The organism is Telmatobacter bradus (assembly GCF_048629425.1).
GTDB lineage: Bacteria > Acidobacteriota > Terriglobia > Terriglobales > Acidobacteriaceae > Telmatobacter > Telmatobacter bradus.
On the sequence record NZ_CP184532.1, the window covers coordinates 2344708 to 2369593 of the forward strand.

Here is a 24886-nt window from a genome sequence, read left to right on the forward strand (position 1 = left end):
CGGCTCGAAGACTATTGATCCGCTCTTTGCTTTTGCAGTAAACCAGTTTCCCCACCCTTGTCGCGTCTTTGTTTTTGCGGCTAGGGTGGGGAAATATTTTTGTCCGGACCAATAAGCGCCTGCCCCATTTTCTCGGGACAGGTTAAGGAGTGCGGCTTATGGGAACGAAGAGTGGGAAAATGATGCTAAAACAAGAACCCGCACCTTGAATGGAATCAACAACAATAGAAGCCTTGTGCTGATCGACAATCCACTTGGCAAGCGAAAACCCCAAACCAGAACCGCTTTGTTCCTGGTGTAGAGGTTTGTTTATCCGGTAGAATCGCTCGAAGATGTGCGGAAGATCCTGTTCCGCGATGCCAATGCCACTGTCCTTAATTGTAAACCTTACAGTATTATCGTCTTGCTCAACACACAGTAGAATGGATCCACCAAGTGCCGTATAGCGGCAGGCATTATCCATCAAGACCTGGCGATCAGGAACCACAGGTTTATGCGCTACTTCATCGATTCAACATGTTATTCGTTCCCCCAAGGATGCAGATAAGATACGATGGATTCGGCCATCCCAGGAATTGCCAGCACCGATAAAATAGTTTGGAGGCGCTATTGCCATGACGGTAAAAATCATTATATTTTTGGCTAATTATGGTTTCAATGTGCTTGTCTCAGGTCCATTGAAGGATGTCCCCATACGCGTCCGCAGTTTTGACAACCGCGCAACTATGCTTGCGCTCTTGAAGAATCTGCATCTGATCTGCCCAGAAGATGTGCAGAATCTGGAAGAGTACAAGTTCCTCAACTCCTGTCCAGTATATTCCGCCGAAATCGACGAAGAGATGCGAGAAGCACATGGATTTCACAAGCCTTAAATGATCGTTTCTCTACTACTTCTGTTTTTCAAGCCAAGCCAGATAATCACGTAAGACGTTGACCAGGCCCCTACCGCCTTCTGTCAACTCCACTAGATTTTCCTTCTCAAGAAATATCTGGCATCCCACGCGTATGGAAAGTTCCGTGAGCGCGATCTGAACCCCATGCCTTATGCGGTTGCCGAGGCAGGATTTTGCAGGGATTGAAGGCCAGCGGCGTGATGGCTTTTCCACTGGTCGGGAAGCCACCGGGGCAGTTGGCTGATGGGCAGCGTGGGCAGGTTGATCAGCTACAACGACGAGCGCCTGATTGCTTTCGTGCGTGATCTGAAGAGGCACTTGCGCGGGCAAAAGGTAATTCTGATCTGGGATGGATTGCCTGCGCACAAGAGCCGGAAGATGAAGCAGTATCTGGAGAGCCAGCGTGGTTGGCTGCAAATTGAGACGCTGCCGGGTTACTCTCCTGACCTGAATCCGGTAGAGGACTTATGGAGCAACATCAAAGGTCAGGAATTGGCCAACCGCTGTGTTGCCGGACTTGGCGAGGCAGAAGACAGCGTGTGCAGCGGCATGGATCGCGTGCGCCAATCCAAGCTGCCGTTTTCCTTCTTGCACCACGCTGGACTCTTTTTTTGACACAATCTGTCACTGTATTGTGCAATATTCAGTAAATAGGTGTCCCCTTAAAAATAAGTGGACACTTCGCCAAACAACCCCAAGATCTCTGACATCGTCAAGAGGGGAACTTCACACGCTTACGATTTTGCTTGCCGAGAGAACATGCTTGCGCAATGCATCAACCAACGGCGCAAGCAACTCACTGGCAGCTCCAACCCAGTCGGCCAACGTGGAGCGTTCCAAATCGATGCCTTCCCGCGAGTAAATATCGGACTGCCGATACAGTGGGCAGTGATCGGCATATTTAGAAACCAGCACATGCGCAATCAGTCCCGGACCAGCAAGTCCTCGTGCGATGGTGCGCGAAGGTGCCGGAGCCTGCACAACCTGATTGCACTTGCTGCAAGCGAACTTGGGACGCACATGGCGAATGACCTTGAAGTTGGCAGGAATATACTCCAGCATCTCGGAAACATCTTCCCCGAAGAGCCGCAGTGTTCCATCACAGTCCGGACAGCAATCCTTTTCCGGCTTGTGCTGCACAACTTCACGCGGAAGATGCGCTGGCAGAGGCTTGCGCGATGATCTCGCCTTCGATCGAGACTTGTTCTCAGTGGCAAGAGCTTCTGTTTTCTCTTCTGCTGTGGCCTGCTCTGTCTCAGCTTCTTCCAGTTGCAGTTCGAACTGCTCGATCTGCATCTTGACCTTTTCGCTCTTCGATCCGAAGACCATGCGACGCAGCTTCTCAATGACCAGCTTGAAATGCTCAATCTGCTGCGACTGCGAAGAGATGACCTCGGCGTGTTGCTGATGCCGCTCCATGAGTAGCGCCTTCAAGGCTGCGGCATCGAGTTGATCGAGATCAGGAAGTGCGCTGACTGCCATGACCGCAGTATGCCATAAACACACAGCGAAAATATCCACATAAGGTGCATGGATAAAGGAGAATCGAAGCGGTTAATCATACCGCAACTTGCGGTGTCCATGTTCTCTCTGGCCTGCGCCAATCGATCCCTTCCAAGAGCATCGAGCTGTGCCCGAGTCAGTAAGACGGTTCCTTCAGTAGCCTGCGGCCACACGAATCGACCCTGCTCAAGACGCTTGGCAAAGATGCAAAGACCATCACCATCAAACCAGAGAATCTTGATGGTGTCGCCGCGCCGTCCGCGAAAGACGAAGACATGGCCTGAAAATGGTTGTTGCTTTAGTGCTGTCTGTACTTGTGCACTCAGCCCTTGAAACCCGCGCCGCATGTCGGTGACTCCAGCGGCAATCCAAATCCGTGTTCCTGCGGGAAGGTCGATCATCGGCGCAATGTTTCCAGAATGCTTCGCAAGAGGTCGCCATCTGCTCCATGCTCAACCGTGATCGCCGCACGCCCATGAAGATCTATACGAATAGTGCCGGAAGATCCAGGTTGGGACATATGCTCTGCTGCCGCGTCTGCTCGGAAACAAGAGTCTGCATCAGACTTAGGGAGCCTCTGCACAACCCGCGATTTTGCGGTGTAATTACAATGCAATGGGTTCGGAAGCAGTTATAGCCAGAATTGCGGGTTCAGTTGCATCCAGGCGCGGGCTCTACGTGGTTGTTTTTTGTCTCTGGAGGCCGTTTTCCGGCCTCCAGAGACACTACGCCCCCAGCGCGACCAGCCGTTTGCGATTTTGGTAAAGGTTAACCAGGGCAAAGGCCGCGCAAAGCCACTCGTGGTTCTTCCTTAAGCCACGATAGCGCACCTTGGTAAATCCAAAAACGCGCTTCAGAATGCGGAAACACCACTCCACCTTCGATCTAACTCTGGCCTTGGTCGTATTTTTGCGCTTGGCTTCTTCGTCTACATAATTTTTGAACTTGGTGCGGCGGCTGGTCATATCTTGCGCCCCGGGCGCGGCCGCATGAATTGCCTCGGTTTGTCCTTGATAGCCTGCGTCTCCCCAGACTTTCTTCTCTGCGCCGTGCAGTAAGTCAGGCAGCATATGTTTGTCCGCCACGCTGGCCGCAGAGGTGCAGACTGAGTGCACAATGCCCGACTTGCTATCAACGCCAAGGTGCGCTTTCGCGCCGAAGTACCATTGCTGTCCCTTCCTGGTCTGGTGCATCTGAGGATCGCGCTTGCCGGTCGAGTTCTTCGTCGAACTCGGAGCGTTGATAATCGTTGCATCCACGATGGTTCCCGTGCCGATGCGAATGCCCCGGCTGGCTAGAAAGTGGTTCACCGTATCGAGTATCTGGCCGCATAACTCATGTTCTTCGAGCAGGTGGCGGAAGCGCAGAATGGTGCTTTCATCGGGCGCGGAGGCACGGCCCAGATCAACTCCGGCGAAGCGCCGCAACGCGGGCGAATCATAGAAAGCTTCTTCCATTCCGGGGTCTGAAAAACCGGCTCTGCGCAGGAATCTGTAAGGCAGCGTGATTTTCGCGGGTTTTGCTTGAGGTGTGGAATCGGCTATTCTCCTCCCGATGCGCGACAACGATTGGACGCGGGTATTGGGATGGCCGGGCTACAAGGTCTACCGGCATGAGATTGACGAGCCTGGCAAAAGGCTGAAGCTTTGGGTTCGGCGCAAGCGGGCCAACAAGTTGCTGGTCTGTTCCGGCTGCGGCAGGCCAACAGGCGAAATGGTAGCCAGCTATGAGCGGGAAGTGCGCGATCTGCCGTGCTTCGAGTATCTGACCACGGTGGTGATCGAGCTGTACCGGGTTCGTTGCCTGGACTGCGGCGTCAAGGCGGAGAAGGTGCCGCTGCTTCCTGGCAAAGCGCCCTTCAGCAAGCGTTTCGAGGATGCGGTAGGCCAAGCCTGCGAAAGCTCCGCAGCCAGCCGAGTAGCGCGGCAGTTTGGTCTGGCGGCGAGCACGGTGCGGGCCATCGATCAGCGGTATCTGGCGCGTTGGGCAAAGTCGCGGCGCAAGCCGGCCTTGCGGCAGATGGGTGTGGACGAGATCTTTGTGGGCAAAAAGCAAAAGTTCATCACCGTGGTGAGCAACCTCGGGACCGCCGAGCCTCTGTGGTTCGGCGCGGAGCGGAAGAAGGAAACGCTCGACGAGTTCTTCGCCAAGCAACTGAGCCCCTTTCAACGTGGCGCGGTGCAGGCTGCCTGCGTCGATATGTGGGAACCGTTCAAGCAGAGCATCGCCGAGTGGCTGCCCAACTGCCGCATCATCTATGACAAATTTCACATCATGAAGCACGCCGGAGCGGCTGTGGATGAGGTGCGCCGCCAGGAGTTCTTCCGCAAGGGCGGGCCGGCGCGGGAACTGGTCAAGGGCAAGCGCTGGCTGCTGCTGACGCGCTGGGTGCATCTGACCGCGCGCCAAAAACAGCAACTCAACGAACTGTTTGCGCTGAACCGGCGCGTGATGAAGGCGTACCTGCTCAAGGAAAGTCTGGATCGGCTGTGGAGCTACAGATATGAGGGCGCGATGTTGCGCTACCTGAAGAACTGGATCGATCAGTTGCGCTGGCAGCGGCTCAAGCCCATGGAGAAGTTGGCCGACATGCTGCTTCGCCATCTGGAGGGAATCCTGAACTACTGCAGAACAAAGGTTCCCCTGGGGGTGGTCGAAGCAGTCAACGGCAACATCAAAGCGCTGTTGCGACGCGGACGCGGCTACCGCAATCTCAACTACCTGCTGCTGAAAGCGCAACGGCTGGCCGCCACAAGAACCCAACTCGTCGCCTTTCAGAAAGCCGCGTAAAACGATGGCCTTTACACATTCTCGTCAAGAGCCGAATAAGTTTTATCACGTTGCCGTACGATTCAGGTACCTTAGCCGCGTCTGCGTCGTTCAGTGGTCCATACCATGACGGCACATATGTCTGAGAATCATAAACAAAACCCCAGTATGTACCGTTTGGCAGAACCAAGGATTGCAGCACATAGGCCGCGCCCGCAGCATCAGCAGCGCATGCCACAGATTCATAGATGGCATCGTTGCATGCGCCGTCTTGGTAGACAGTTGTTCTTCCCCTCACAAAATAAGTGTGATACGAGACGCTCGTATAGCAAAATATATACTTAGATGTTGTTCCATTCTGCCCAGGCACGTCCCACTCTGTGCTATATACAGCCGGTTGTGCCGCTACTTGAAGATTTGGGCATTGCGACACATCGTCTGTCAGTGTCGTTGATGATCGATGAAGATAAGTTGAGGGATACCTGAGTGTCCGTCCAACGGAATCCGAAACATTGTTCTGCCCATCAATCGTTATGATGTTATTCATATTGTCTGTAATAACGGAACTATTTGTTGTTGAACCATTTGTATACGTCACACCAGAATCAGTAACAATAGAACTCCATCGTTCGAGTTGTGCAGATGAACTCACGTTGGGATCAGTATTGATCCCACTCATCATGTACCCGCTTCCATCAAGGGCATGTGCAATATTATGATTCGATGCATCTGGCAATAGTTGATGGGTTCCGCCGTCTGCCTCATATATATTCCTAAATGGAGTAAGGTATGTAGCAGTTATCATTGTTGAACTATCAACAGATCCAGCGCTTTCGGAGGAACTACTCCATGTGCCCCCCCCCGGCTATGCCTTGATCGACTACCAGAGTTGGCCCCAGAGCCTGTTCGTACGGATACGTTCCACTAGGGTGTGTTAACACTAAATTTGTTATAATTGGAGCTAATGGAGATCACGGCCGAGCAGTACAAGAAGATCAAGGATAGCCTGCCGATTCAGCGTGGGAATGTAAAACTGCAGAACCTCCAGGTTCTCAACGCGATTCTGTATGTTGCCGAGCAAGGCTGCAAATGGCGCGGTCTTCCGCCTCGATTTGGCAACTGGCATAGCATTTATACGCGCATGAATCGATGGGCCAAGAACGGCGTTCTGGATCGCGTCTTCGAGAAGTTGCAGACCGAGCAGATCGTGCGCATCAAGATTGAAGCCTTCTCGCTCGACTCAACCTCGATCAAGGTCCATCCCGATGGTACAGGCGCGCTAAAAAAAACGGACCTCAGGCCATCGGCAAATCCCGCGGCGGATGGAACACCAAGATTCATATGGTTGCCGCGGATGCTCGAACGGCTGTAGTGTTTGCTCTGTCGCCCGGCAACGCGCACGATGCGCCAGAAGGCCGAGCGCTTCTGGAAGATCTTGGACCGATGCCGGAAGGGCTTCCGATGCTGATGGATAAGGCCTACGAGGGCAATGAAACGCCGCAGTTGGTACTTGATCTAGGCATGATTCCAGTGGTTCCGCCCAAATCCAACCGCCTCGATCCCTGGGAATACGACCGCGAACGCTACAAAAGGCGCAACGAGGTTGAGCGGCTCTTTCGCAGGTTGAAAGGATTACGCCGTATCTTCTCCAGATTCGAGAAACTCGACGTCATGTTTCTCGCCTTTATCATTTTCGTCCTGATCGTCGAAGCTCTCAGATAGTGTTAACGCGCCCTAGTGTCCGTGCACTGCACTTGCTGGCACTATCGTCTTCAAGCAGGCAAAATTGCACATGAAAAAATGATTTATTTGCGATGAACTCTCAATAGACATCTGCTGTGCTAATTGGCGCGCAGGGTGTTTTCGTTTTTTGCTTGTTGAGCATCCGACAGTGACTCTTGCGTGGCGACCTTTTGCGTACTGAATATATCCTGCATGGAAGTGATGTCTATGACCGACCAAAAGACGAGAGCAATAGCGTTGCGAAATGATGCGCGGTGAAGAACGCTTCTGGAGGCTGCAATTGGGCTTTTCAGCAAATGCTGCTACCACGCTACTACGGTTCCTATGATCGCCGCTGAGGCCAAGAGTTCCGTATGTTGCTTCTACACGTACTTCCGCAACAAAGAGGACGTACTTGTTACCATTCTGAAACACTTGGAGAAAAAATAGTTGTAACTATCCAAGAGACCAGGAAATTTTAATCCGGTCCTTTTCAACAAATGCAGAGCGCTATAGAAGGAACCATAGATGTCATAAATGGATCAGCAAATCTTCGTCTACGTTGACATCCAAAGACGTTGGAGAAAAGATCGAAGCCTGCGCGAAGGCAGAAAAAGTTACGGTGCCGGAATCGTATCTTCCGAGGTGAATGGCGATGCTGGCAAGTCGTTGCCATTGAATAAATTCATGACGGGCGCATTGCTCCATCCATAGCGGACATATTTTGGATTGGCCATGCCGCTGGCTGAAACAATTACGCCGCCCGCATCGATTCTTGCCATAGCAGGAACGAACCCATGATCTGCGTCTGCAATCTCGAAGCCTGTGAGCCTGCCACCTTTTGCAACTAGGCCATTTTTGTTCTGATCAAAATCCACGCGAATCGAATTGCCTTTTATGCTGGCCTGACGGTAGAGCGGCCCAGAGTATTCGATGCGCTCGCCGTAGGAGATTGCGCGCGCAGCAAGGGCCAGACGATGGCCAACATCCTGCTTGTCTGCGGGATGAACATTATCCGGATTGCCAATGTCGATGGTGACAGCCATGGCGGTATTGGCAAGAGACAAGGTGCGGCGTTGAGCCTCCCGGATGACAGCCCAATTCTCTTGCGGTGTAGAGGTGAAGCTGGAAATTTGCGTGTAGATAAAGGGAAAGTTACCTTCCTTCCAATGCCTGCGCCAGTCTGAGATCAGGGCTGGAAAGATGCGCTGATACATGGCCGCACGGTCAAGAGCGCTATTGGACTCGCCCTGATACCAAATCACTCCGCAGATGGGGAACGATATGAAGGGATTCACCATGGCGTTGTAGAGGCCTGCAGGCTGCCAGGAAAGCGGATCAGGATGCCAGACATGCTGCAGCGGCGTTTGTCCAGATGCGCGCGCGGCAGCATCTTCGCGCTTTTCTTTTGCTTCAATCGCGGGCGTGTCCTGGATTTTTTCCGTCATCGCAGCCCAGGTGGCGAAGATCGGCATGAGCGATGAGTCGGATGCAATTGCCTCCAGCGAGAGCCAAGCCTCCGCTACTGTCCCACCCCATGTAGAGTCGATCAAACCAACCGGGACGTGTTCTTTTTCTTCGATCTCGCGCCCGAAGAAATAGGCTGCGGCGGAAAAACTTGCGGCAGTTTCAGGAGTGCAATTTGTCCAGTTCCCCTCAATGTCGTCAAGAGGGTAGTAAGAAGATCTCTCCTTGATATGCAACAGCCGGATCGTGGCATGTGTGGCGTTTTGAATCTCGGCTAGGCCGTTTGTCACTGTAGCGTTGTTCGGAAATCCCATCAGCGGCAGTTGCATGTTGGACTGCCCTGAGGCAAACCAGACATCCCCAACCAGAACGTCCGTCAGGTTAACGGAGTTGGACGAGGATACCGTAAGTGCATAGGGACCACCTGCGGGCTCTGCTGGCAGATAGAGACTCCAGTGACCAAGACCATCCGTTGTGCTGGAAGCGCGAACGCCGTGGAAATCAACTGTAACAACTTCGCCGGGACTGGCCCATCCCCATAGATGAATTGGCCGGTTGCGTTGCAGCACCATATGGCTGCCGAGCACGTTCGGAAGGCGTATTTCAGATTCTGCGCGCAGAGCAAAGATAACCAGAAGAAAGAGAACGACAATGTTAAATGTACTTTTTTTCATGGATGTGGCTCGATTAGGTTGATTAGACGAGGACGCCACTGCAAGCAGGGCGTCCTCGACGGTGTAAGGGTGAAAAACATCTCTTCAGTCAGGCTGAAGAGGCGTTTTAGAAGTAATACTTCAGGGCTACTTCCATGAACCGGTTCTGTCCCGTGGCTTTGTATTCCACATTGCCGTTGGTAGTGGCGTTTTCATTCGAGCCACCAAGGTTGCAGCCCTGGCCAGCCGATGTGCTGTTACAGCCCATGTGAAGGTCAACGTCAGAGCCCTGACCAAACTGTGGCAGTGGATGGTTCAGGAAGTTGAACGCTGAAATGCGGACCTGTAGATTCTGTTCCCCGCGCATTTTAAAGTTTTTGAACATGGCCAGGTCTGTGACGAAGAAGGCCGGGCCGTGTATATAGGGCCAGACCGACGGGCCGTTCTTGCCCAGTGTGGTGGGCGTTTCAAAACAGGCGGTGTTAAAGTATTTTCCTCCGCCATTGCGCGGATCGCAAGTCAAGTAAGGACTCAGGATGGGAGCGTTGCTGCCTAGCAGGTAAGCATTGCTGGCTGTTGCGCCGTCTGTGCCCGTCTCCCAGGTTACATTCATAGTGCCGTTGGTGGTGGGCTGCAGTGGCGGGCCAGATTGCATCTGTGTATCGCCCGAGAGTTGCCAGCCATTTACGATTTGACGCTCGATTGCATTGCCGCTATGCAGGCCGGGCAAGTTGATGTTATAGGCCGCATTGAACAGTTGCGTGCGGTCATAGGCCAGCGGACCGTAGTTATCGCGAATGCTGAAGGGGTTAATCGTCGGGCCATCGCCGGCGCCGTTTTCCGTGTTGCCGTCGCGAATACCCATCACCTTGCTGAAGGTGTAATTGATGACGAACGTGGCGGGGCCGGATTGCTTTTGCAGGGACACAATCATGCCGTTGTAGCTCGAGTAGCCGCCGCGCTCAATTACATTCAGTACAGAGTAGTTTGCATAGGGACGATAACCGCCGTAGTAGGCGCTGTTCGGTGGTGCGCAACCGGTCGAAGTCGCGCAGCTCTGCGTCCAGTAATTCACACCGGTAATCGCATCGGTTCCATACAGAGCGCCGAGCGGAATCTTGTTGATGTTGGAGAACGAAGCCTCGTTGCTGGTGCTGTTGTTGGTCAGTGGAACGTTGCGGGTACGATTGCCGGTGTATTGCAGCTCAAAGACTATGTGGGCAGGGAACTCCTGATCTACCATCACGTCCCAATTCATGGTGTAGGGCGTTTTGTTGTCGCCTTTGGTAAGTGCCGAAGCCGACGGGCAGGTGGCCGTGGTGGCGCACCATGTGCCGCTGGTGGAGGGGGCGAATGTGGACAGCATGGCATAACCACCGCCGCTGTTGCCATTCTGCTGCCACCAATAGGCGGGCGGCGTGCCGGAGGTGGTGATGTTATCCACGTTGTAGGAGGGCGTCAGAGCGCCGTCAACGTCGCCCTCCGAAGCCTGCCAACGATAGACGCCAAAGCCACCGCGGAGTACCGTCTTACCGTCGCCACGGAAGTCGTATGCGCCGCCCACGCGCACATCAGGCGTGACGAACTGTGAGATGAAGCCCGACTGCGGAATCGAACTGTCGGTCTGGTGCCACTTCATGCCGGTGTAGGTCGCAGCGCCGGAAGTGTTGCTGTAAGAGGTTGGATCAAACACGGCAAATCCAGGTCCTGAGGTCGGATACCACTGGCCTTCATGGTCAAATCGTATGCCGTAATCGAGAGTGAATTTCTGCGTCATGTGCCATTGATCCTGGCCGTAGAACGCCCACTCATGGAAGGCCACGTCGTGCACCGGACCGGAAGCATACTGCGCCATGGAATCGATGCTGCCGACTAGCATGTCGGCGTAAGGATTGCCGGTGGTGTAATAGGCGTAGTTATCAAAGTCCAGCGCGCCCTGAGTCCAATTGCCGCTGTTGGTGGTCTGTGTTTGATCGTTGTCATCCCAGAAAAAACCCGCCTTGACGCTGTGACGGCCAAGAACCTTGGTCAGGTTGTCTTGGAATGAGTAAATCTTTTTGATATTGCCGAAGGCGTTGCCGAAAGCCTTGACCATGGCCGGGGTGTAGATGCCGGCAAAGGCACCATTATTGGTTGAAACGTTGTTGCCCCAGCTGATGGTGTTGGGTAGCTGATCAAAAGCGTCGGTGCCGAGCGTGTTAAACGGTGCATAGGTGGTGTAGCCTGCGGTTGCGGCAGTCATGGAAGCCGGATTCTGAAACTTGGGCGGAAAGGTGAAGTAGGTGTAGGCGAAGCTGAATTCGTTGGTCGTGGTTGGGGTAAGAGTCCGCACGTAGTTTACGGTCCACAGTTTGGCGTCGGTAGCAGCATCAATCGGCGAGGGCAACGGCGCAGTAAAGCCCGGCCACCACCAAATGCCGAAGTTGCTAAAATCGTCTTCATCCTGCTTGGTAAAGACCACGCTGACCCTGTCTTTTTGCGTAGGATCCCAGTCGCCCCGTAGACGAAGCTCCCAGCGGTTCACTGGCTCATGATCCAGGAACTGAAAATTGTAGCCATTGTGGGTTGCGGGATCAACATTCGGCGGATTGATCTTGTTCATGTACTTCAGCAGCGCCAGACCATCCGAATCCCAGTACGCGGAAGGAATCTTGCCATTCGGGAACAGGTTCTGGTTGGAGCCACCAGAGGGGCAGAAACCTGTCCAACTGGCCGCATTGGCGCAGGGCACCGCCGAGGTAGACCAGCCTGCGGATGTGCTTTGTGTCGCAGTATTGGCATTCAAATCGCCGGGCAGCGTTGTGGCGCTGAAATCGCCGGCGATCATATTGGTGGTTGGCGTTATCAGTTGATGCACGGTAGCCGAAGGATTCTGGAACATCTTCTCGAAGCCTGCAAAGAAGAAGAGTTTGTCGTGTTTGCGATTGTAGCCAAAGAGCGGAACAGGTCCTCCAACCGTGCCGCCGGGATATATCTGATGCGAGATGGTGCGCTTGTTGTAACCCAGAACGGCCTTGTTGTAAGGATCGTTGGCGTTCAACTGCCAATTGCGCAGATAGGTGTAGGCGTCTCCGTGATAGCCCTGTCCGCCGCTCTTGCTTACCACCTGAATAATGTTCGGGCCGCGCGGTGTATCCGCGCCAAAGGCGGCATTCAGATAGGTAAACTCGGCCGTCTGGTCACCGTTGATGTTGGCAATCTGCGTGCCCATGTTGCCAATGTCTACCAGACCTGCGCCGTCCATCGTCATCTGCATGGAGCCGTAGGGCTGGGTGCCACTGGCAGAAAACGCGCCAATGGGTCCGTTGTTGGTTTGGGTGATCTGGCTGTTGAACTCGGACTGCCCAAGGCCGGTGTTCATGGCCATGGCGGGCATGAATTTGACCAGTTCGGCCGCATCACGGCCCTGTACTGAGATCGAATCCACCATCACCTGGTTCAGCGTTGTGGTGCTGGAACCGTTATCGAGTGGTATCGTGCCAGCCTGCGAAGCCGTGATCTGCACTTCTGCCGTAGCAGTGCCCACGGCAAGCTCGATTCTTGGTATGTTATGGCTTTCGCCCTGGTGTTCAACAATGCCGCTCTCTGACCAGCGTGCAAACCCCTGCGCCTCGACGCTAAGCTTGTAGATCCCAGGTGCAACGGCAGCAAAGTTAAAAAAGCCGGTGCCGTTTGAAACCGTGTTCGAGGCAACTCCGGTGGCGGCGTTTTCCAGTTGCACGCTGGCCCCGGAGATGACTGCTCCAGTTGAATCGGTAATGGTTCCGCCGATGGTTCCGCTGGCCGATTGGCCTAGAAGAAGCTGCGGAACAAGAAAGAACAACACCGCTGCAACAGAGAGAAAGAACCATCTGGTGGATGTACTGATTTCGAAGATTCTATACAAATGTTTGTGCGTCAGCCTGATCATAATGTCTCCTTGTCCAGATAATTTCCCGCGTAGCACTCGCTTCGATGGCGCGTTCTGCAAAGGTTTTCTATCGCTTTAAGGCGTTTTGCATGGGAGCAAGCAGTTGCTTAGATAGGCAAATCCTGCGGGATTCCATGAAACGCTCAACTGTGAATGGTATCGATCCCAATTTCGCCGACACTATCCACTTCGCTGGTCTTGGCATGTTGTGTTTGCTTTCTGCCTGCCGTAGACAACGCCTTTTTCGGGAAGATCGATTTACTAGAGCTTCCCAACTGCTGTCGCGCCGCTCCCCGCCAGGTTGACGACCAAACTCGCGGCCTGCTCATAGAGCTGTCAAGAGGTATACGTCGGTAAATCTTTGTTATTGGGATGTGACTTTTTTTCGCTGAGTAACTTGATGTAAAAGATGGACTTGTATGCACGCAAAGGTATCGTGACCTCAGGTTGCAACAGCGTTAATAACAGGTTTGGACACAGCACTGCATAAAATCGGACCAAATCACCTGGCCTTGCAGGCGGAAGTTTTCCTCACGGCACAATTCGGGTGGCCACAATCTGGGCCGCCCGCGGATCCCCCTGAACGACGCGCGTCCGGATGAGAGCTTCAAACTTGGCCGGGCAGGTAGTACTCGTCCAGCCAAGCGCTTTTTGCAAAAGCGCCTGGTTCGCAGGCGAAGTCAGAAAGTTGCCCGCAGCCTCTGTGCCCTCCTGATGCAAGCCCTGCAAAATAAGGATTCTTCCGTGTTCCTGCGTGGCTGGCAACATGGCAATATCGGCCAGCTCGTCGCCTTCCATGCCGGTTCCCGGCGTGCCGCCGTATTTTTTTGGTTCACCTGGCAGCGGAGAACGGTTTTCAAAATAAAACTGCCCGTCACTGGAATGCTCCAGATTATCTGCAAGCGTAAAGTTCAATTGATCCAGAAACAGCGTGTCCCACAGATTAGAGGAAGGACTACCAAGCAAAATGTGGTTCTTCGAATCAAAATCGCGCGGCTGCAGGTCACGCTGCGACCTGAGCGAAAGGTTGATATGATGCTCAGCGGCAATGCCTGCAAACTCCGTTGCAACCATCACGTCCGCAAGCGAAGTCAGATTCGAACGGCTAAGATAGTTAGCCAGCCGATTTCCGCTCGTTCCCATCGTTTGAGCCGGAAATCGCAACTCTTTTGATGCATTCAGATACTGTTCTAAAGTGTAGGTCTCACCAGTGGCCGCTCGAAAGATCCCGTAATTCGCGTCCGCAACCACAATGCGAACGTTGCTGTCGCGGTTAAGCACACAGCTGAGCGGCCAGGGAATTGGTTGCGCAGAAGCCTCGTTGTTGGTAGCCGAAGCATGATCTCTGTAGAGGATGGAGATCAGCAGTGCAAAGAGTAAAACCGAAAGCGCTGCCAGAGCCAGGGCGATGGCGCGCCAGGAAGTTGCCCCGCGCGTTGATTCCGCAACAGGCTCAGCAGAACTTATGGGAACAGCTGGCGCAGCAGGGCTCTCGAATGAGACTTCAGCCGCCCGGAACTGGGGTATATAGCTTCCCTTGGGGATATCAAGGATCAGCGGTTCATGTCTGCCTTCGTTGCTAAAGTACTCATGCAGTTTGAAGCGCAGTTGGCGTACCTGCACGCGAACGGTGCTGTCCTCGTCCGTGGCATAATCCTCATTCTTGTTAAAAACCAGATGGCCGATATGTCGTTCAGTCAGATCCTCAACTTTGCCTGCAAGGCTGCGATCAACTAAATATTGCAGCAGAATTTGGTAGCGTCTGGATCTCAGGAAAGAGTCTGTTTTCAAAATACGTTCAACAAGTTTCCAGCGAGGATCGCTCTGGGCGAGAAAACCAAGATCTCCCGAAATCACATCTTTATCCACCGTAACGTACCCCCAGCTGACGGAATTAAGAAGTAATCTGAGATGCTACATCATTTCACCAACCTGTAAAACATGTTTTAACAGAAGTAAACAGTTTGGCCTAGTCAAGATGCAACATGACTAACGCCAGAACTGTCATAAATTTATGGTCTGTTTGCGGATAGTCAGGATCGACTCTGTCTGCAAAAGATGTTCTATGCCGGCTCGATCTGTACGTGGATCCCATGGGTTTGCACGCCGTTCTTGCGGCACTTTGCGCAGGCTCGCTTCTCACGCTTGATCACGGATACGAGGAACTCTGCAGGCTTCACGTCGGGCACTTCCGTCTTGTCCTTCCCCACGGTAATGATTCTTTCTATCAAGTCCTCCTGATGTCAGCACAGCAGACGCAATTCTAGAGAGCGCAGCCCGGTGTAAAGTCGCGACCAGCCGCGGCTGCACTCAATGCACGGGCAACCTCTGCGATCACCGGTTCCCATAATTCGCTCTGAGAACGACCATCCGGTAATTTCTGTTGACGAAAGATTCGTGTCCGTGGATACCATGGCCCTCCCGAGCCAACGATTTGCCCGGAAGGGTGAAGCCAGCGCCAGTCGGCAACAAAGGAGAGCAAGATCCAGGTATCTACCCCCTGCGACGCCGCTAGATGCGCCACCGCAGTATCAACGGAGATAACGACATCGAGCGTATCGATTACATGGGCGGTATCGAGGAAGTCATGCTGTGTGGGTTGCTCGATGGATATGCCCGCGCCACGAAGTCTTGCAGCGGTATCGTCGATCTGCAAAGAAATCCAGAGACATCCGGGAATATTGAAAAGAGGCATCAGTGCATCGATCGGGATGGACCGTTCCTGGTCGCCTTTGTTGGATGGATTGCCGGCCCATACAATTCCAACCCTGAGGGGCTGCCGGTCAGTTCGATTCGATACTACGGGAGTGAATCGTATGGGTGTTGGAACAGTATCCATCGTTGTTCCCAATGCCAAAGGAAGACTCATTAGCGGAGTATGCCAGTCGAAAGGAGGAAGTGTGTCCTCGGGACAGAAAACTGGGATGGGCAATTGCATCTGCCGAAGATACTCTATAACCAGACGCAGCAGTCGGCGCTGAACGCCAAGCATAACCTGAGCGCCCAGAGCGGCGACAGCGGGCACATAGCGCAGAAATTGCATGGTGTCGCCGAAGCCCTGCTCCGCGTGCAGGAAAATAGTGGTGCCGGCGATATGCTGGCCCGGCTCTCCGCGCCAGAGCGGTTGCTGATATGCAAAAGGGGGATTTTCTGGACGAAGCCAGCGCCATTCGTATTCGCGCCATCCCTCCGCGTACTTGCCACAACGAAGAAGATGCAGAGCGAGATTCCAATGCTTTTCGGGACTGTCCGGACGTAGTGCGACGGCCCTTTGCAAAAAATCTTCTGCGGAACGGTCATTAACAAGAGCGAGGGTATCGCCGAGACTGCCCAGGATGTCCGCATTTCCGGGATCAAGTTGCAGAGCATTACGAAAAGAGGCGATTGCCGCTGCGTATTCAAAGTGTTTGCACAGCGCAACGCCTAGGTTATGACGATAGGCAGCGATTTCCGGATGGATCTGGACCGACCAACGCAGATGCTCGATTGCATCACAGAGTTCACCTTCTTTGATCAACATGGTGCCGAGATTGCTGTGTGCCTCGGCAAATTCTGGCCGAAGTTTCACTGCATTCTGGTAATATCCGATAGCTGCTGCGGTGCAGCCCCTCATCTGCAAACAGACACCGGCAGCATGCCATATATCCGGCAAAGAACGATCCATGGTAAGGATACGGCGAAAAAGAGCCAGCGCCTCGCCAGGCTTTCTCATCTCAAGGAGCATGAGCCCGCAGGAGGAGAGTGTGTCCACGTTGTCGGGGTTTGCATGAAGCGCATGTTTCATACAGGCTTCCGCCTCGGTCCAATGGCCTGCATCCAGAAACTGCGTGGCTGTCCGAATCAGATTTGTGACTGAATGGTCGGAAGAGTTCATACTGAATACAGACGAAGATCGCGAGGAAAACGCTTCAACGGTGGTTCCAACAGTTGGAGAGAAGATGATGTACTCACGATAGCGCAACAAAATGAACTTAGATTCGTTTGAGAGAAGAAGCGTAGACATCGATCAGAGAAGCTCGAAATCGCCACCTTACGCTAATCTGAATACCCGGTATCAAACTGCAACGAGCATATCTCTGAAGTGTCTTGGGATGGATGCCTACAATGACTTCCGCCTTCACTGAATTAATCAAGGGCTCTGCCAATGGCATTCCAGACCTGAATCCTGCATCGTCAATCTCCATGTGCCTATTGAGAAGTGCGGAGATTGAGGGCCCTCGTGTATGTATCATCCAGTCTCTCCAGACGCTGAGTTTGCATCTTCCAACGATGTCGCGCTGTGCTCAGCTTGCAGGCAATGTGCCTACACTGTCCAATACTTTGCATTTATCGGGTGATAACTATGAGTTATCGGATAGCTCTCCACTATCGATGCAATCTATAGATATTGTTTAGGTTATTGCGCGAAATCTGGTTCTAGTCAAGGCCGACGAACTGGGACATGAGGAAGCGACGCATCTGGTTTCTGAGTATGAAAATAGCGGGGTTACGCGCACGGCGAGGTGGAGGTTGTGGGTGAAAATACGTAATTAATAGCACATTCTGTCAGCATACGTCCCGCGTCAATGCGCTGGCGGAAATACCCTACCTGATAAAGCAAGCCTACACTGACGCCTGGCACGCCTAGATCGCTGGTAGCTTTCAGCTGATCGCCAGCTACATTGCCAAATCCTCCGGAATAGATCGGTAGGTCATCATTCAGTATAAATTCCAAACTGAAGTATGCCACGGTGCTGAGTGGAGACTGGCCATGTATTTGCTCAAAACAACTCGTTGTCTGTTCTCTGCGATATTTTCTTTTGAGGACTTCATCGAGCATCCTCTGGAAGTGTTTATCTGCTGCCAAGTCTTTTAGCTGCAACTTGGCAACGGTTTGCAGCATTGCCCAAGGATTCCGCGTCTACTCTCAGAGTTCCGGGTCAAGTTGGCGCCATAAATCGTCTGCCGCATGATTCCAGGACCACCGCATATTGAGCGCAAGTTCCATGAGAGCTTCAAACGTCGCATTCTGGTGCAAAAATTTAGCTTCCATTTCAGGCTCCGTTGGGCTATAGATTGAGAGGATCAGTTCCTGTGGCCTGAGACGGAATTCATTGAGTTCGGTTGCTCAGGTGCACGAAAAAATTGATAGCCGAGAAACTTTTCCCCTGGCGGGGCGTCTGTATCTGTTAGCAGCAAAGTGGAAATATGGTGCAGAAGGCGATAAATCCGTTGTCAACCCGGGACACATCGACGGTTTTCTTTAGAACCACTCTGAAAGCTGCTTTCAGGGTAAGAGAACTGACAGCATGGATCACTGCTGTCCAAGATAACAGGAAGCGTCTTAGACGAACGTTGATCTGACAGGGCATAGTGCGTCGTTCCCGTGCATTGACGGAACGGGTTGGTCGGTTCCGAGTTATGCGAAGAGCAATCAGCTGTCCAAGATGTACTCCGAAATGGTCCCGTAGTTGTCTGCTTTATCCCTTGTCGAGAGTTTCTGCTGTCCAAGTCAAGCGAAGACCAGCTCCAGTTGTGAAGTGGGTGGCGTTTCCGGTGCCTGGAAAGGATCGTTGATCCACTTCCATAAGTCGCGATAGACGAACAGTTGCTGGCGCAACAGAACCATGAAGTTGGACAAGTGCCACCCGAAGGTCGACTTCATGTGCAGGATCTTGACCAGCAGCATGGCGATCAGCGCCGTCCAGATCTGCGTCTTCAGTGCGTTGGCCGAGGTGCCGACGAAGGTCTTTACCTTGCAAGACTGCTTCAGGGCCTTAAAAAACAACTCGATCTTCCAGCGATTCCTGTAGATCTCAGCAACGGTGGCAGCGGCCAGTTTCATATTGTTGGTCAGGAAGACCAGGGTACGCTGCTGCTCTTCGTCGAAGAACTCGATACGGCGCATCATGGGTGGGTTGTCGTTCTCCGCGGCCTGCTGCGTCATGCAGATGATCTGATCGCTCACCAGTCCCTTGCGCTGGGGAAGATCCAGATCCTCAACTTCGATGATGTCCGCATTCGTCTTCAGGCGGGTGACGAAGTAAACACCCTGCAGGGTCAGCCGCTCGAACCAGTTGTAGTCGGTATAGCCGCGATCGAAGACCAGGATGGTGCCGGGCGGGAACTCCCACTGGCGAGTCACGGTAACTTCATGCTGCTTGCCGTCGGTGATGACCCCGTAGCAGGGCAGCAGGCCGTCGTGATCGAGCATCAGATGCAGCTTCACTGCTCCCTTGGTACGCCGGAACTGCGCCCAATCGAAGACCGAGGCGCACAGTTCGATGGTGGTCGCATCGATCGACAGCAGCTTGTTCTTGAAGCGGAACTTGTGCCGGACGCCTGACTGTTGGGCCTGAGTGCGGGCGACCTCCAACATCTGATAGAAGAGATCCTCGAACAGTGCGCTGGGGCGATGGGCGTTGGCATAAGCCAAGGTCGAGCGCTTAGGAGCGGCAGGCAAGCCCAGGTGACGCAGTTTGCCTTCGCTGGCGGCCAAGCCGTTGGTGATGTCACGCAAGCTGTTGACTGAACCCAACTGACAAAACAACATCGCCACCAACTGGCCCCAACAAGTGAAGCCTTTGGCATTGCGTTCGGCTTCATGCTTGCGAACGGCGGAATCGAAATCGGCGCGTGGGATCAACTTCAAGACTTGGGAGAAAATGCTGCATACTATGGACAAGGCTGCGTCCTCCTCTGACGGTCAAGTTCTAGACAAACCCAACCTATCAGATCGATGCAGCCTTACCTCCATACCAGACTTACTGCTGAAACTCCTGTTTTGGACAACAGTGCTATTGCATATGTTCTGTGAAGCATCGGGCCATTTATCCGCGCAGACCATCCGGCTATGCTTTACCTTTCGACCAGCGTGCCAAGCTCAATTACCGAGAGCGGCGTAAACGCGGAGCATGCCGAGGGAGTGCGTTTTGTGAAGTATGAACAGGGAAAGACCATCTAAGGAGCCTCTGCACAACCCGCGATTTTGCGGTGTAATTACAATGCAATGGGTTCGGAAGCAGTTATAGCCAGAATTGCGGGTTCAGTTGCATCCAGGCGCGGGCTCTACGTGGTTGTTTTTTGTCTCTGGAGGCCGTTTTCCGGCCTCCAGAGACACTACGCCCCCAGCGCGACCAGCCGTTTGCGATTTTGGTAAAGGTTAACCAGGGCAAAGGCCGCGCAAAGCCACTCGTGGTTCTTCCTTAAGCCACGATAGCGCACCTTGGTAAATCCAAAAACGCGCTTCAGAATGCGGAAACACCACTCCACCTTCGATCTAACTCTGGCCTTGGTCGTATTTTTGCGCTTGGCTTCTTCGTCTACATAATTTTTGAACTTGGTGCGGCGGCTGGTCATATCTTGCGCCCCGGGCGCGGCCGCATGAATTGCCTCGGTTTGTCCTTGATAGCCTGCGTCTCCCCAGACTTTCTTCTCTGCGCCGTGCAGTAAGTCAGGCAGCATATGTTTGTCCGCCACGCTGGCCGCAGAGGTGCAGACTGAGTGCACAATGCCCGACTTGCTATCAACGCCAAGGTGCGCTTTCGCGCCGAAGTACCATTGCTGTCCCTTCCTGGTCTGGTGCATCTGAGGATCGCGCTTGCCGGTCGAGTTCTTCGTCGAACTCGGAGCGTTGATAATCGTTGCATCCACGATGGTTCCCGTGCCGATGCGAATGCCCCGGCTGGCTAGAAAGTGGTTCACCGTATCGAGTATCTGGCCGCATAACTCATGTTCTTCGAGCAGGTGGCGGAAGCGCAGAATGGTGCTTTCATCGGGCGCGGAGGCACGGCCCAGATCAACTCCGGCGAAGCGCCGCAACGCGGGCGAATCATAGAAAGCTTCTTCCATTCCGGGGTCTGAAAAACCAAACCACTGCTGCAAGAAGTACGTGCGGAGCATGATCGACAAGCCTGCTGGTTGGCGGCCGTTGCCAGCCTTGGGATAATGAGGCTCAACCAGCGCCAATAACTCCGCCCACGGCACCACTTGCTCCATCTGATCCAGAAAAAGCTCCCGCTTGCCCTTGCGACCATACTGCTCAAAACTCGCTTGTGACGCCAGTGTTCGTTGCCGCATCGCCCTTGCCCTCTACTTATCATTTTATCCAAGCAGAATGCAGTATTGGGACTTGTGCAGAGTCTCCCTAGGAAGCAACAAGTAGCAGTGCTCGATACCGATAGTGGCGAAATTATCGAGCGGGAGCTGGCCAACGGAAACGGAGGAGCAAAGCGATTTTATCGTAGCCTACCAGCTCCTGCTTTAATCGGCATTGAGTCTTGCGGAAATAGTCAGTGGTTTACAGATCTGCTTCCGACATTGGGTCATGAAGTGTGGATCGACGATGCCGCACAAATAAGAGCCAGTTTCGTTCGAAAACAGAAGACCGATCGACGGGATGCAGCTCACATTCTAAAACTTCTGGTCGAAGGGAGATTCCCGAAAATATGGACACCATCTGCTGAGCAGAAAGATTTGAGGCAGTTACTCATTTATCGTCACATGCTGGTGGAAAGTATGCGTCGTCTGACGGCGGTCTGGACATCGGGTGTCTTCGGGCAGACGATGGCAGAGTGAACGAAGTCACCGAGAGTGCATCCCAGCCCGAAGTGCCGAAGCGTATCCATCGCAGTGTGGAGGAGAAGCGCCGTATTGTTGAAGCAACGTTTGTGTCTGGCACGTCGATTGCTCGTGTGGCACGCGAGCACGGCGTGAACTCCAACCATGTATTTCAGTGGCGCTATGAGTATCGCAAGGGGATTCTGGGTGGTCGAACGAAGTTTGCTACGAAGCTGTTGCCAGTTGTTGTGGCGGAGCCAGAAGTGGCCAATTCGGCTCCTGCCGTTGCGCCACAGTCGAACAGCAGCGGCACGATCCGTGTAGAGTCTCCTGATGGAGTTTCTGTCACGTTGAGCGCGATACAGATCTGCATCTACTCCGCACAGTCGTAGAGGCGCTATGCGCAAGCATGTGCTGGCCGCAAGCAAGATTCATGCCGATGACACACCGATCCCGGTGCTTGCACCTGGTACGGGCAAGATGAAAACCGCACGGCTGTGGACTTATGTGCGCGATAAGCGTCCGGCTGGTCTTGATACACATCCAGCAGTGTGGTTTTCTTATTCGCCAGATCGCGAGGGGGAACATCCACGCCAACATCTGAGCACATTCAGCGGCATCTTACAGGCAGATGGCTACGCATGATTTCATCATCTCTACGAAGGCCGCAAGATTCATGAAGCTGCATGCTGGGCTCACGTCAGGCGCAAGTTGTCTCAAGAAGGACTGGTGAAGAGCTATGCCAGTGAGACTTAGGGTGGAAGGCAGAGCCAAACAGTGGTGGTCCACTAACTAAATCTAATTCCAATCTATCCCATTGCGGAAAGATCTGCCATGAACGTCAACAGACCCTAGACCTTGGAATTGCCCATTGTCGCAGTGCTATGAACTACTCGGCCTCACGAGCTCTGCAACGGCTGAACAAGCGGCAGCTGCTTATCATCAAAAAGCCTCTCTATATCACCCTGAAAAATACGAACACCTAGCCTCGGAAATAAAAGAACTCGCTTCGAAAAAGATGGCTGAAATCAATGGATCATACTCGGGACCTCAGGATGCAGTGGTAACGTAATTGTCAGCAAGGCGCCAGGAGACGCATTCACTGCCGTAATATCTCCGTGGTGAACGCGCACGGCTCTTCGCGCAATGGCCAGACCAAGGCCCAATCCACCAGTACGCTCGTCACGTGAAGCGTCCGCGCGGAAGAACGGATCGAAAATTCGTCCTTTCAAGTTCTCAGGAATTCCCGGTCCGTAGTCACGAACGGTAATTCGCGCCAGGTGTTCCTCTCGTTCGAGTCGGACATCTACCGTCGATTCAGAGGGTGCGTAGCGGATTGCGTTGCGCAAAACGTTCTCGATTGCACGACGCAGTAGTTCGGCATTTCCCTGAAGGCTTGTCTCCTCTGGGAGATTTACATCGATGCTGCAACCGGCTGCCTGTGCTTCAACCTCGCAGTCCTCTGCCGTGACCAACAGAAGATCGTTCAGGCAAAGCGCTTCTATCTCGACTTCTCCGGGCTCGCTCTCAGCCCGTGCCATATCGATTAGCATTCCTACCAATTCCGAGAGCCGATCGATCTCATGGCGCAGCCTTGTTGCTGCTGAATCCCGATCCGTCGTCCTGCGAACCATCTCCGCTTCGAAGGTCAACCGGGCCAGAGGAGAACGGAGTTCATGCGATACATCCTGCAGCAATTGCCGCTCGGTCGTCAGCAGAGTATGAATGCGTTCGGCCATGGCGTTGAACGATCTGCCCAGATTGCCGATTTCGTCGTTTGAGCGCGGATTCGCGCGTGCTGTCAACTCGCCTGATCCGAAGCGGTCCACCACATTGGCAAGTTGCCGAACCGGGCGCGTGATGTACATCGTAACCAGCCAGTACAACACTACGACCGTTACCAACAACAGGATATAGAACGGGGCAAGCAGGATGGTAGATGGTCCGACAGAGGTCGCAAGCCAGATATAGCCCCCCTCTTCAGAGCGGAGTCCCATGGTGAGTTGGTTGTGTTCTCCGCGATACGGGCGCTCTTTCCCAACGGAAACTCTGATCAGCTTAGAATGGTCCTCCCCGCTCTCAATATCGTGCCCGGAAGCATCGCAAATGCTGTAATGCGTGCCTCCGGGCTGGTTCAATTCCCTCATGTAGCGCGACAGCCCGGTGCTCCCGTCCGAATGGTAGACGACTAGCGCATAACGAAACAGTTGCTGATTTGCCTGAGTGAAGTTCTCGATTGTGGATTTGCCGATCACGCTGGTAGCAATCAAGAGAAATACGGCCAAAGAGATTGCCAGCGCCGCAACTGACCATATGGTGACTTTCAACGATATCGATTTCACTGCTCGTCTCCTGCCAGGACATAGCCTACGCCGCGAATGGAGCGAATCGTGACGCCAGCGCCTTCGATCTTCCGCCGCATGCGGCTGATGTGCACCTCAAGTGATCGCTCGAATGGCGTGGCCTCGCGCTGGTACAGAATGCCGCATACCTGGTCGCGGGTGACCACTTTGCCTCGGGCCCGGGCTAGAAGATCGAGAATGTCGAACTCGGTGGACGTAATCTCGATAGGTTCTTCTCCAATCCAGGCGCAACGCGCTGCGGCGTTCAGCCGCAGCCTCCCGACGGAAAGTGTCTCGCTTCTCGCGGTCTGCGAGTTCTGAGTCCTGCGTAGCACAGCCGCCATGCGCGCCGCCAACTCTTCGGGGCCGAATGGTTTGGCCAGATAATCGTCGGCACCTGTATTGAGGCCTCGCACACAGTCTTCTTGCGCCCCGCGCGCCGTGAGCATGATCACAGGCACTGAAGAGCGCCTGCGCAGTTGCGTGAGCACTTCAAACCCGTCCAGCCCGGGCAGCATTATGTCGAGAAGGATGAGGTCAAACCTCCCATCGAGTGCACGCGCCAAGCCGGTTGCACCATTATGGACAGCCTGGATCGCGTAGTCCGACTCGGAGAAGAATTCGTCAATTAACTGGCACAGACGCACGTCATCATCAACGATCAGGATGTTACTCGCTCTGAGGTTCTCATTAACCATGCTGCATCCTCTTTTATCACAACTCCGCGAGCGCTGATCGGCTAGTACCGGAACCTTAATAATTCTTGAGACTGTACGGCATGGTGCGAGGTGGCGTGTCTGTATTTGCAAATCTTGAGGTTCAAGCAGAAGAACCTGTTGTTCAATCAGACTAGGAAGCAGATCAGTAGGTTAGAAACCGACTTTGAGAAGCAAGCCGTGCTGCAATGAACTAACCATACCCCGACAACTGTTGTTCTTGGCGCGATTCTGAGGCTTGGCGCCAACAACCTGGAACGTACCTTCTCGGTTTATCGCCAGGTCAAAGGAGAAATTTAGCGTGATATCCATTCGAAAATGGTTTCAGGTGTCCATGGCATGCAGTCTTGCTTTGGCTTGTTTGTTCACCTCG

19 protein-coding genes and 4 pseudogenes are annotated in these 24886 nt (G+C 53.5%); 9 read left to right on the plus strand and 14 right to left on the minus strand.

The window, feature by feature from the left end:
• Positions 1 to 142 precede the first annotated feature (142 nt).
• Complete coding sequence (locus tag ACOBR2_RS09775) at positions 143 to 487, minus strand: sensor histidine kinase (protein ID WP_420239832.1); 345 nt, start codon at positions 485 to 487, stop codon at positions 143 to 145.
• 127 nt (positions 488 to 614) lie between these two features.
• Here ACOBR2_RS09775 and ACOBR2_RS09780 point away from each other — a divergent pair, with 127 nt between their 5' ends.
• The gene (locus ACOBR2_RS09780; protein WP_420239833.1) at positions 615 to 872 is read left to right on the plus strand and encodes a hypothetical protein; all 258 of its coding nucleotides are present in this window, start codon (positions 615 to 617) and stop codon (positions 870 to 872) included.
• Between the two features lie 273 nt (positions 873 to 1145).
• Positions 1146 to 1508: a transposase gene (locus tag ACOBR2_RS09785; protein WP_420239834.1), complete on the plus strand. Its 363-nt coding sequence runs from the start codon at positions 1146 to 1148 to the stop codon at positions 1506 to 1508.
• Positions 1509 to 1631: 123 nt separating this feature from the next.
• Here ACOBR2_RS09785 and ACOBR2_RS09790 read toward each other — a convergent pair.
• The 3 genes and pseudogenes from ACOBR2_RS09790 to ACOBR2_RS09800 form a co-directional block, all read right to left on the minus strand.
• A pseudogene (locus ACOBR2_RS09790) lies at positions 1632 to 2375 on the minus strand (IS66 family transposase); the annotation flags it as partial.
• Positions 2324 to 2797 carry an IS66 family insertion sequence element accessory protein TnpB gene (gene tnpB, locus ACOBR2_RS09795; protein ID WP_420239835.1) on the minus strand — a complete coding sequence of 158 codons (474 nt, stop codon included), beginning with the start codon at positions 2795 to 2797 and terminating at the stop codon, positions 2324 to 2326. The gene tnpB and the pseudogene ACOBR2_RS09790, both read right to left, overlap by 52 nt.
• 324 nt (positions 2798 to 3121) lie before the next feature.
• Positions 3122 to 3943 (minus strand): annotated as a pseudogene (locus tag ACOBR2_RS09800) (IS5 family transposase); the annotation flags it as partial.
• Between the two features lie 7 nt (positions 3944 to 3950).
• Here ACOBR2_RS09800 and ACOBR2_RS09805 point away from each other — a divergent pair.
• The 3 genes from ACOBR2_RS09805 (at position 3951) to ACOBR2_RS09815 (ending at position 7337) form a co-directional block, all read left to right on the plus strand.
• Positions 3951 to 5186, plus strand: a complete 1236-nt coding sequence (locus tag ACOBR2_RS09805; RefSeq protein ID WP_420236124.1) for an ISL3 family transposase — start codon at positions 3951 to 3953, stop codon at positions 5184 to 5186.
• Positions 5187 to 6129: 943 nt separating this feature from the next.
• Positions 6130 to 6887 (plus strand): IS5 family transposase gene (locus tag ACOBR2_RS09810; protein WP_420237023.1). Its coding sequence is split into 2 segments (ribosomal slippage): positions 6130 to 6445 and positions 6445 to 6887, totalling 759 coding nucleotides; the frame shifts between segments, so codons are not numbered across the junction.
• Positions 6888 to 7175: 288 nt separating this feature from the next.
• Positions 7176 to 7337 (plus strand): TetR/AcrR family transcriptional regulator, encoded by a 162-nt coding sequence (locus ACOBR2_RS09815; protein ID WP_420240002.1) that lies wholly within the window; start codon positions 7176 to 7178, stop codon positions 7335 to 7337.
• Between the two features lie 167 nt (positions 7338 to 7504).
• On the opposite strand, the gene ACOBR2_RS09820 is transcribed toward ACOBR2_RS09815, so the two are convergent.
• From ACOBR2_RS09820 to ACOBR2_RS09855, 8 genes and pseudogenes are all read right to left on the minus strand, one after another.
• On the minus strand, positions 7505 to 9028 hold the full coding sequence (locus ACOBR2_RS09820; protein WP_420239836.1) for a sialate O-acetylesterase: 1524 nt from the start codon (positions 9026 to 9028) through the stop codon (positions 7505 to 7507).
• Positions 9029 to 9134: 106 nt separating this feature from the next.
• On the minus strand, positions 9135 to 12917 hold the full coding sequence (locus tag ACOBR2_RS09825; protein WP_420239837.1) for a carboxypeptidase regulatory-like domain-containing protein: 3783 nt from the start codon (positions 12915 to 12917) through the stop codon (positions 9135 to 9137).
• A 531-nt stretch (positions 12918 to 13448) separates the two neighbouring features.
• A complete protein-coding gene (locus ACOBR2_RS09830) occupies positions 13449 to 14786 on the minus strand; it encodes a hypothetical protein (RefSeq protein WP_420239838.1) in 1338 nt (445 codons plus the stop codon).
• A 194-nt stretch (positions 14787 to 14980) separates the two neighbouring features.
• Positions 14981 to 15148 carry a hypothetical protein gene (locus tag ACOBR2_RS09835; RefSeq protein ID WP_420239839.1) on the minus strand — a complete coding sequence of 56 codons (168 nt, stop codon included), beginning with the start codon at positions 15146 to 15148 and terminating at the stop codon, positions 14981 to 14983.
• Between the two features lie 32 nt (positions 15149 to 15180).
• Positions 15181 to 16920, minus strand: a complete 1740-nt coding sequence (locus ACOBR2_RS09840) for a tetratricopeptide repeat protein (RefSeq protein WP_420239840.1) — start codon at positions 16918 to 16920, stop codon at positions 15181 to 15183.
• 483 nt (positions 16921 to 17403) lie between these two features.
• Positions 17404 to 17949, minus strand: a pseudogene (locus ACOBR2_RS09845) (DUF3417 domain-containing protein).
• A 459-nt stretch (positions 17950 to 18408) separates the two neighbouring features.
• Positions 18409 to 19581, minus strand: a complete 1173-nt coding sequence (locus ACOBR2_RS09850; RefSeq protein ID WP_420239841.1) for an IS4 family transposase — start codon at positions 19579 to 19581, stop codon at positions 18409 to 18411.
• Between the two features lie 434 nt (positions 19582 to 20015).
• Positions 20016 to 20975: an IS5 family transposase gene (locus tag ACOBR2_RS09855; protein WP_420239842.1), complete on the minus strand. Its 960-nt coding sequence runs from the start codon at positions 20973 to 20975 to the stop codon at positions 20016 to 20018.
• Between the two features lie 54 nt (positions 20976 to 21029).
• Here ACOBR2_RS09855 and ACOBR2_RS09860 point away from each other — a divergent pair, with 54 nt between their 5' ends.
• The 4 genes and pseudogenes from ACOBR2_RS09860 (at position 21030) to ACOBR2_RS09875 (ending at position 22527) form a co-directional block, all read left to right on the plus strand.
• On the plus strand, positions 21030 to 21473 hold the full coding sequence (locus tag ACOBR2_RS09860; RefSeq protein WP_420240003.1) for an IS110 family transposase: 444 nt from the start codon (positions 21030 to 21032) through the stop codon (positions 21471 to 21473).
• Entirely contained in the window at positions 21470 to 21847 is a 378-nt protein-coding gene (tnpA, locus tag ACOBR2_RS09865) for an IS66-like element accessory protein TnpA (RefSeq protein WP_420239843.1), read from the plus strand. Before ACOBR2_RS09860 ends, tnpA begins: the two co-directional genes overlap by 4 nt.
• Position 21848: 1 nt before the next feature.
• A pseudogene (locus tag ACOBR2_RS09870) lies at positions 21849 to 22169 on the plus strand (IS66 family transposase); the annotation flags it as partial.
• 157 nt (positions 22170 to 22326) lie between these two features.
• Positions 22327 to 22527: a DnaJ domain-containing protein gene (locus ACOBR2_RS09875; RefSeq protein WP_420239844.1), complete on the plus strand. Its 201-nt coding sequence runs from the start codon at positions 22327 to 22329 to the stop codon at positions 22525 to 22527.
• On the opposite strand, the gene ACOBR2_RS09880 is transcribed toward ACOBR2_RS09875, so the two are convergent.
• Positions 22484 to 23797 carry a HAMP domain-containing sensor histidine kinase gene (locus ACOBR2_RS09880; protein ID WP_420239845.1) on the minus strand — a complete coding sequence of 438 codons (1314 nt, stop codon included), beginning with the start codon at positions 23795 to 23797 and terminating at the stop codon, positions 22484 to 22486. The genes ACOBR2_RS09875 and ACOBR2_RS09880 overlap by 44 nt on opposite strands.
• Entirely contained in the window at positions 23794 to 24495 is a 702-nt protein-coding gene (locus ACOBR2_RS09885; RefSeq protein WP_420239846.1) for a response regulator transcription factor, read from the minus strand. Before ACOBR2_RS09885 ends, ACOBR2_RS09880 begins: the two co-directional genes overlap by 4 nt.
• Between the last annotated feature and the right edge of the window lie 391 nt (positions 24496 to 24886).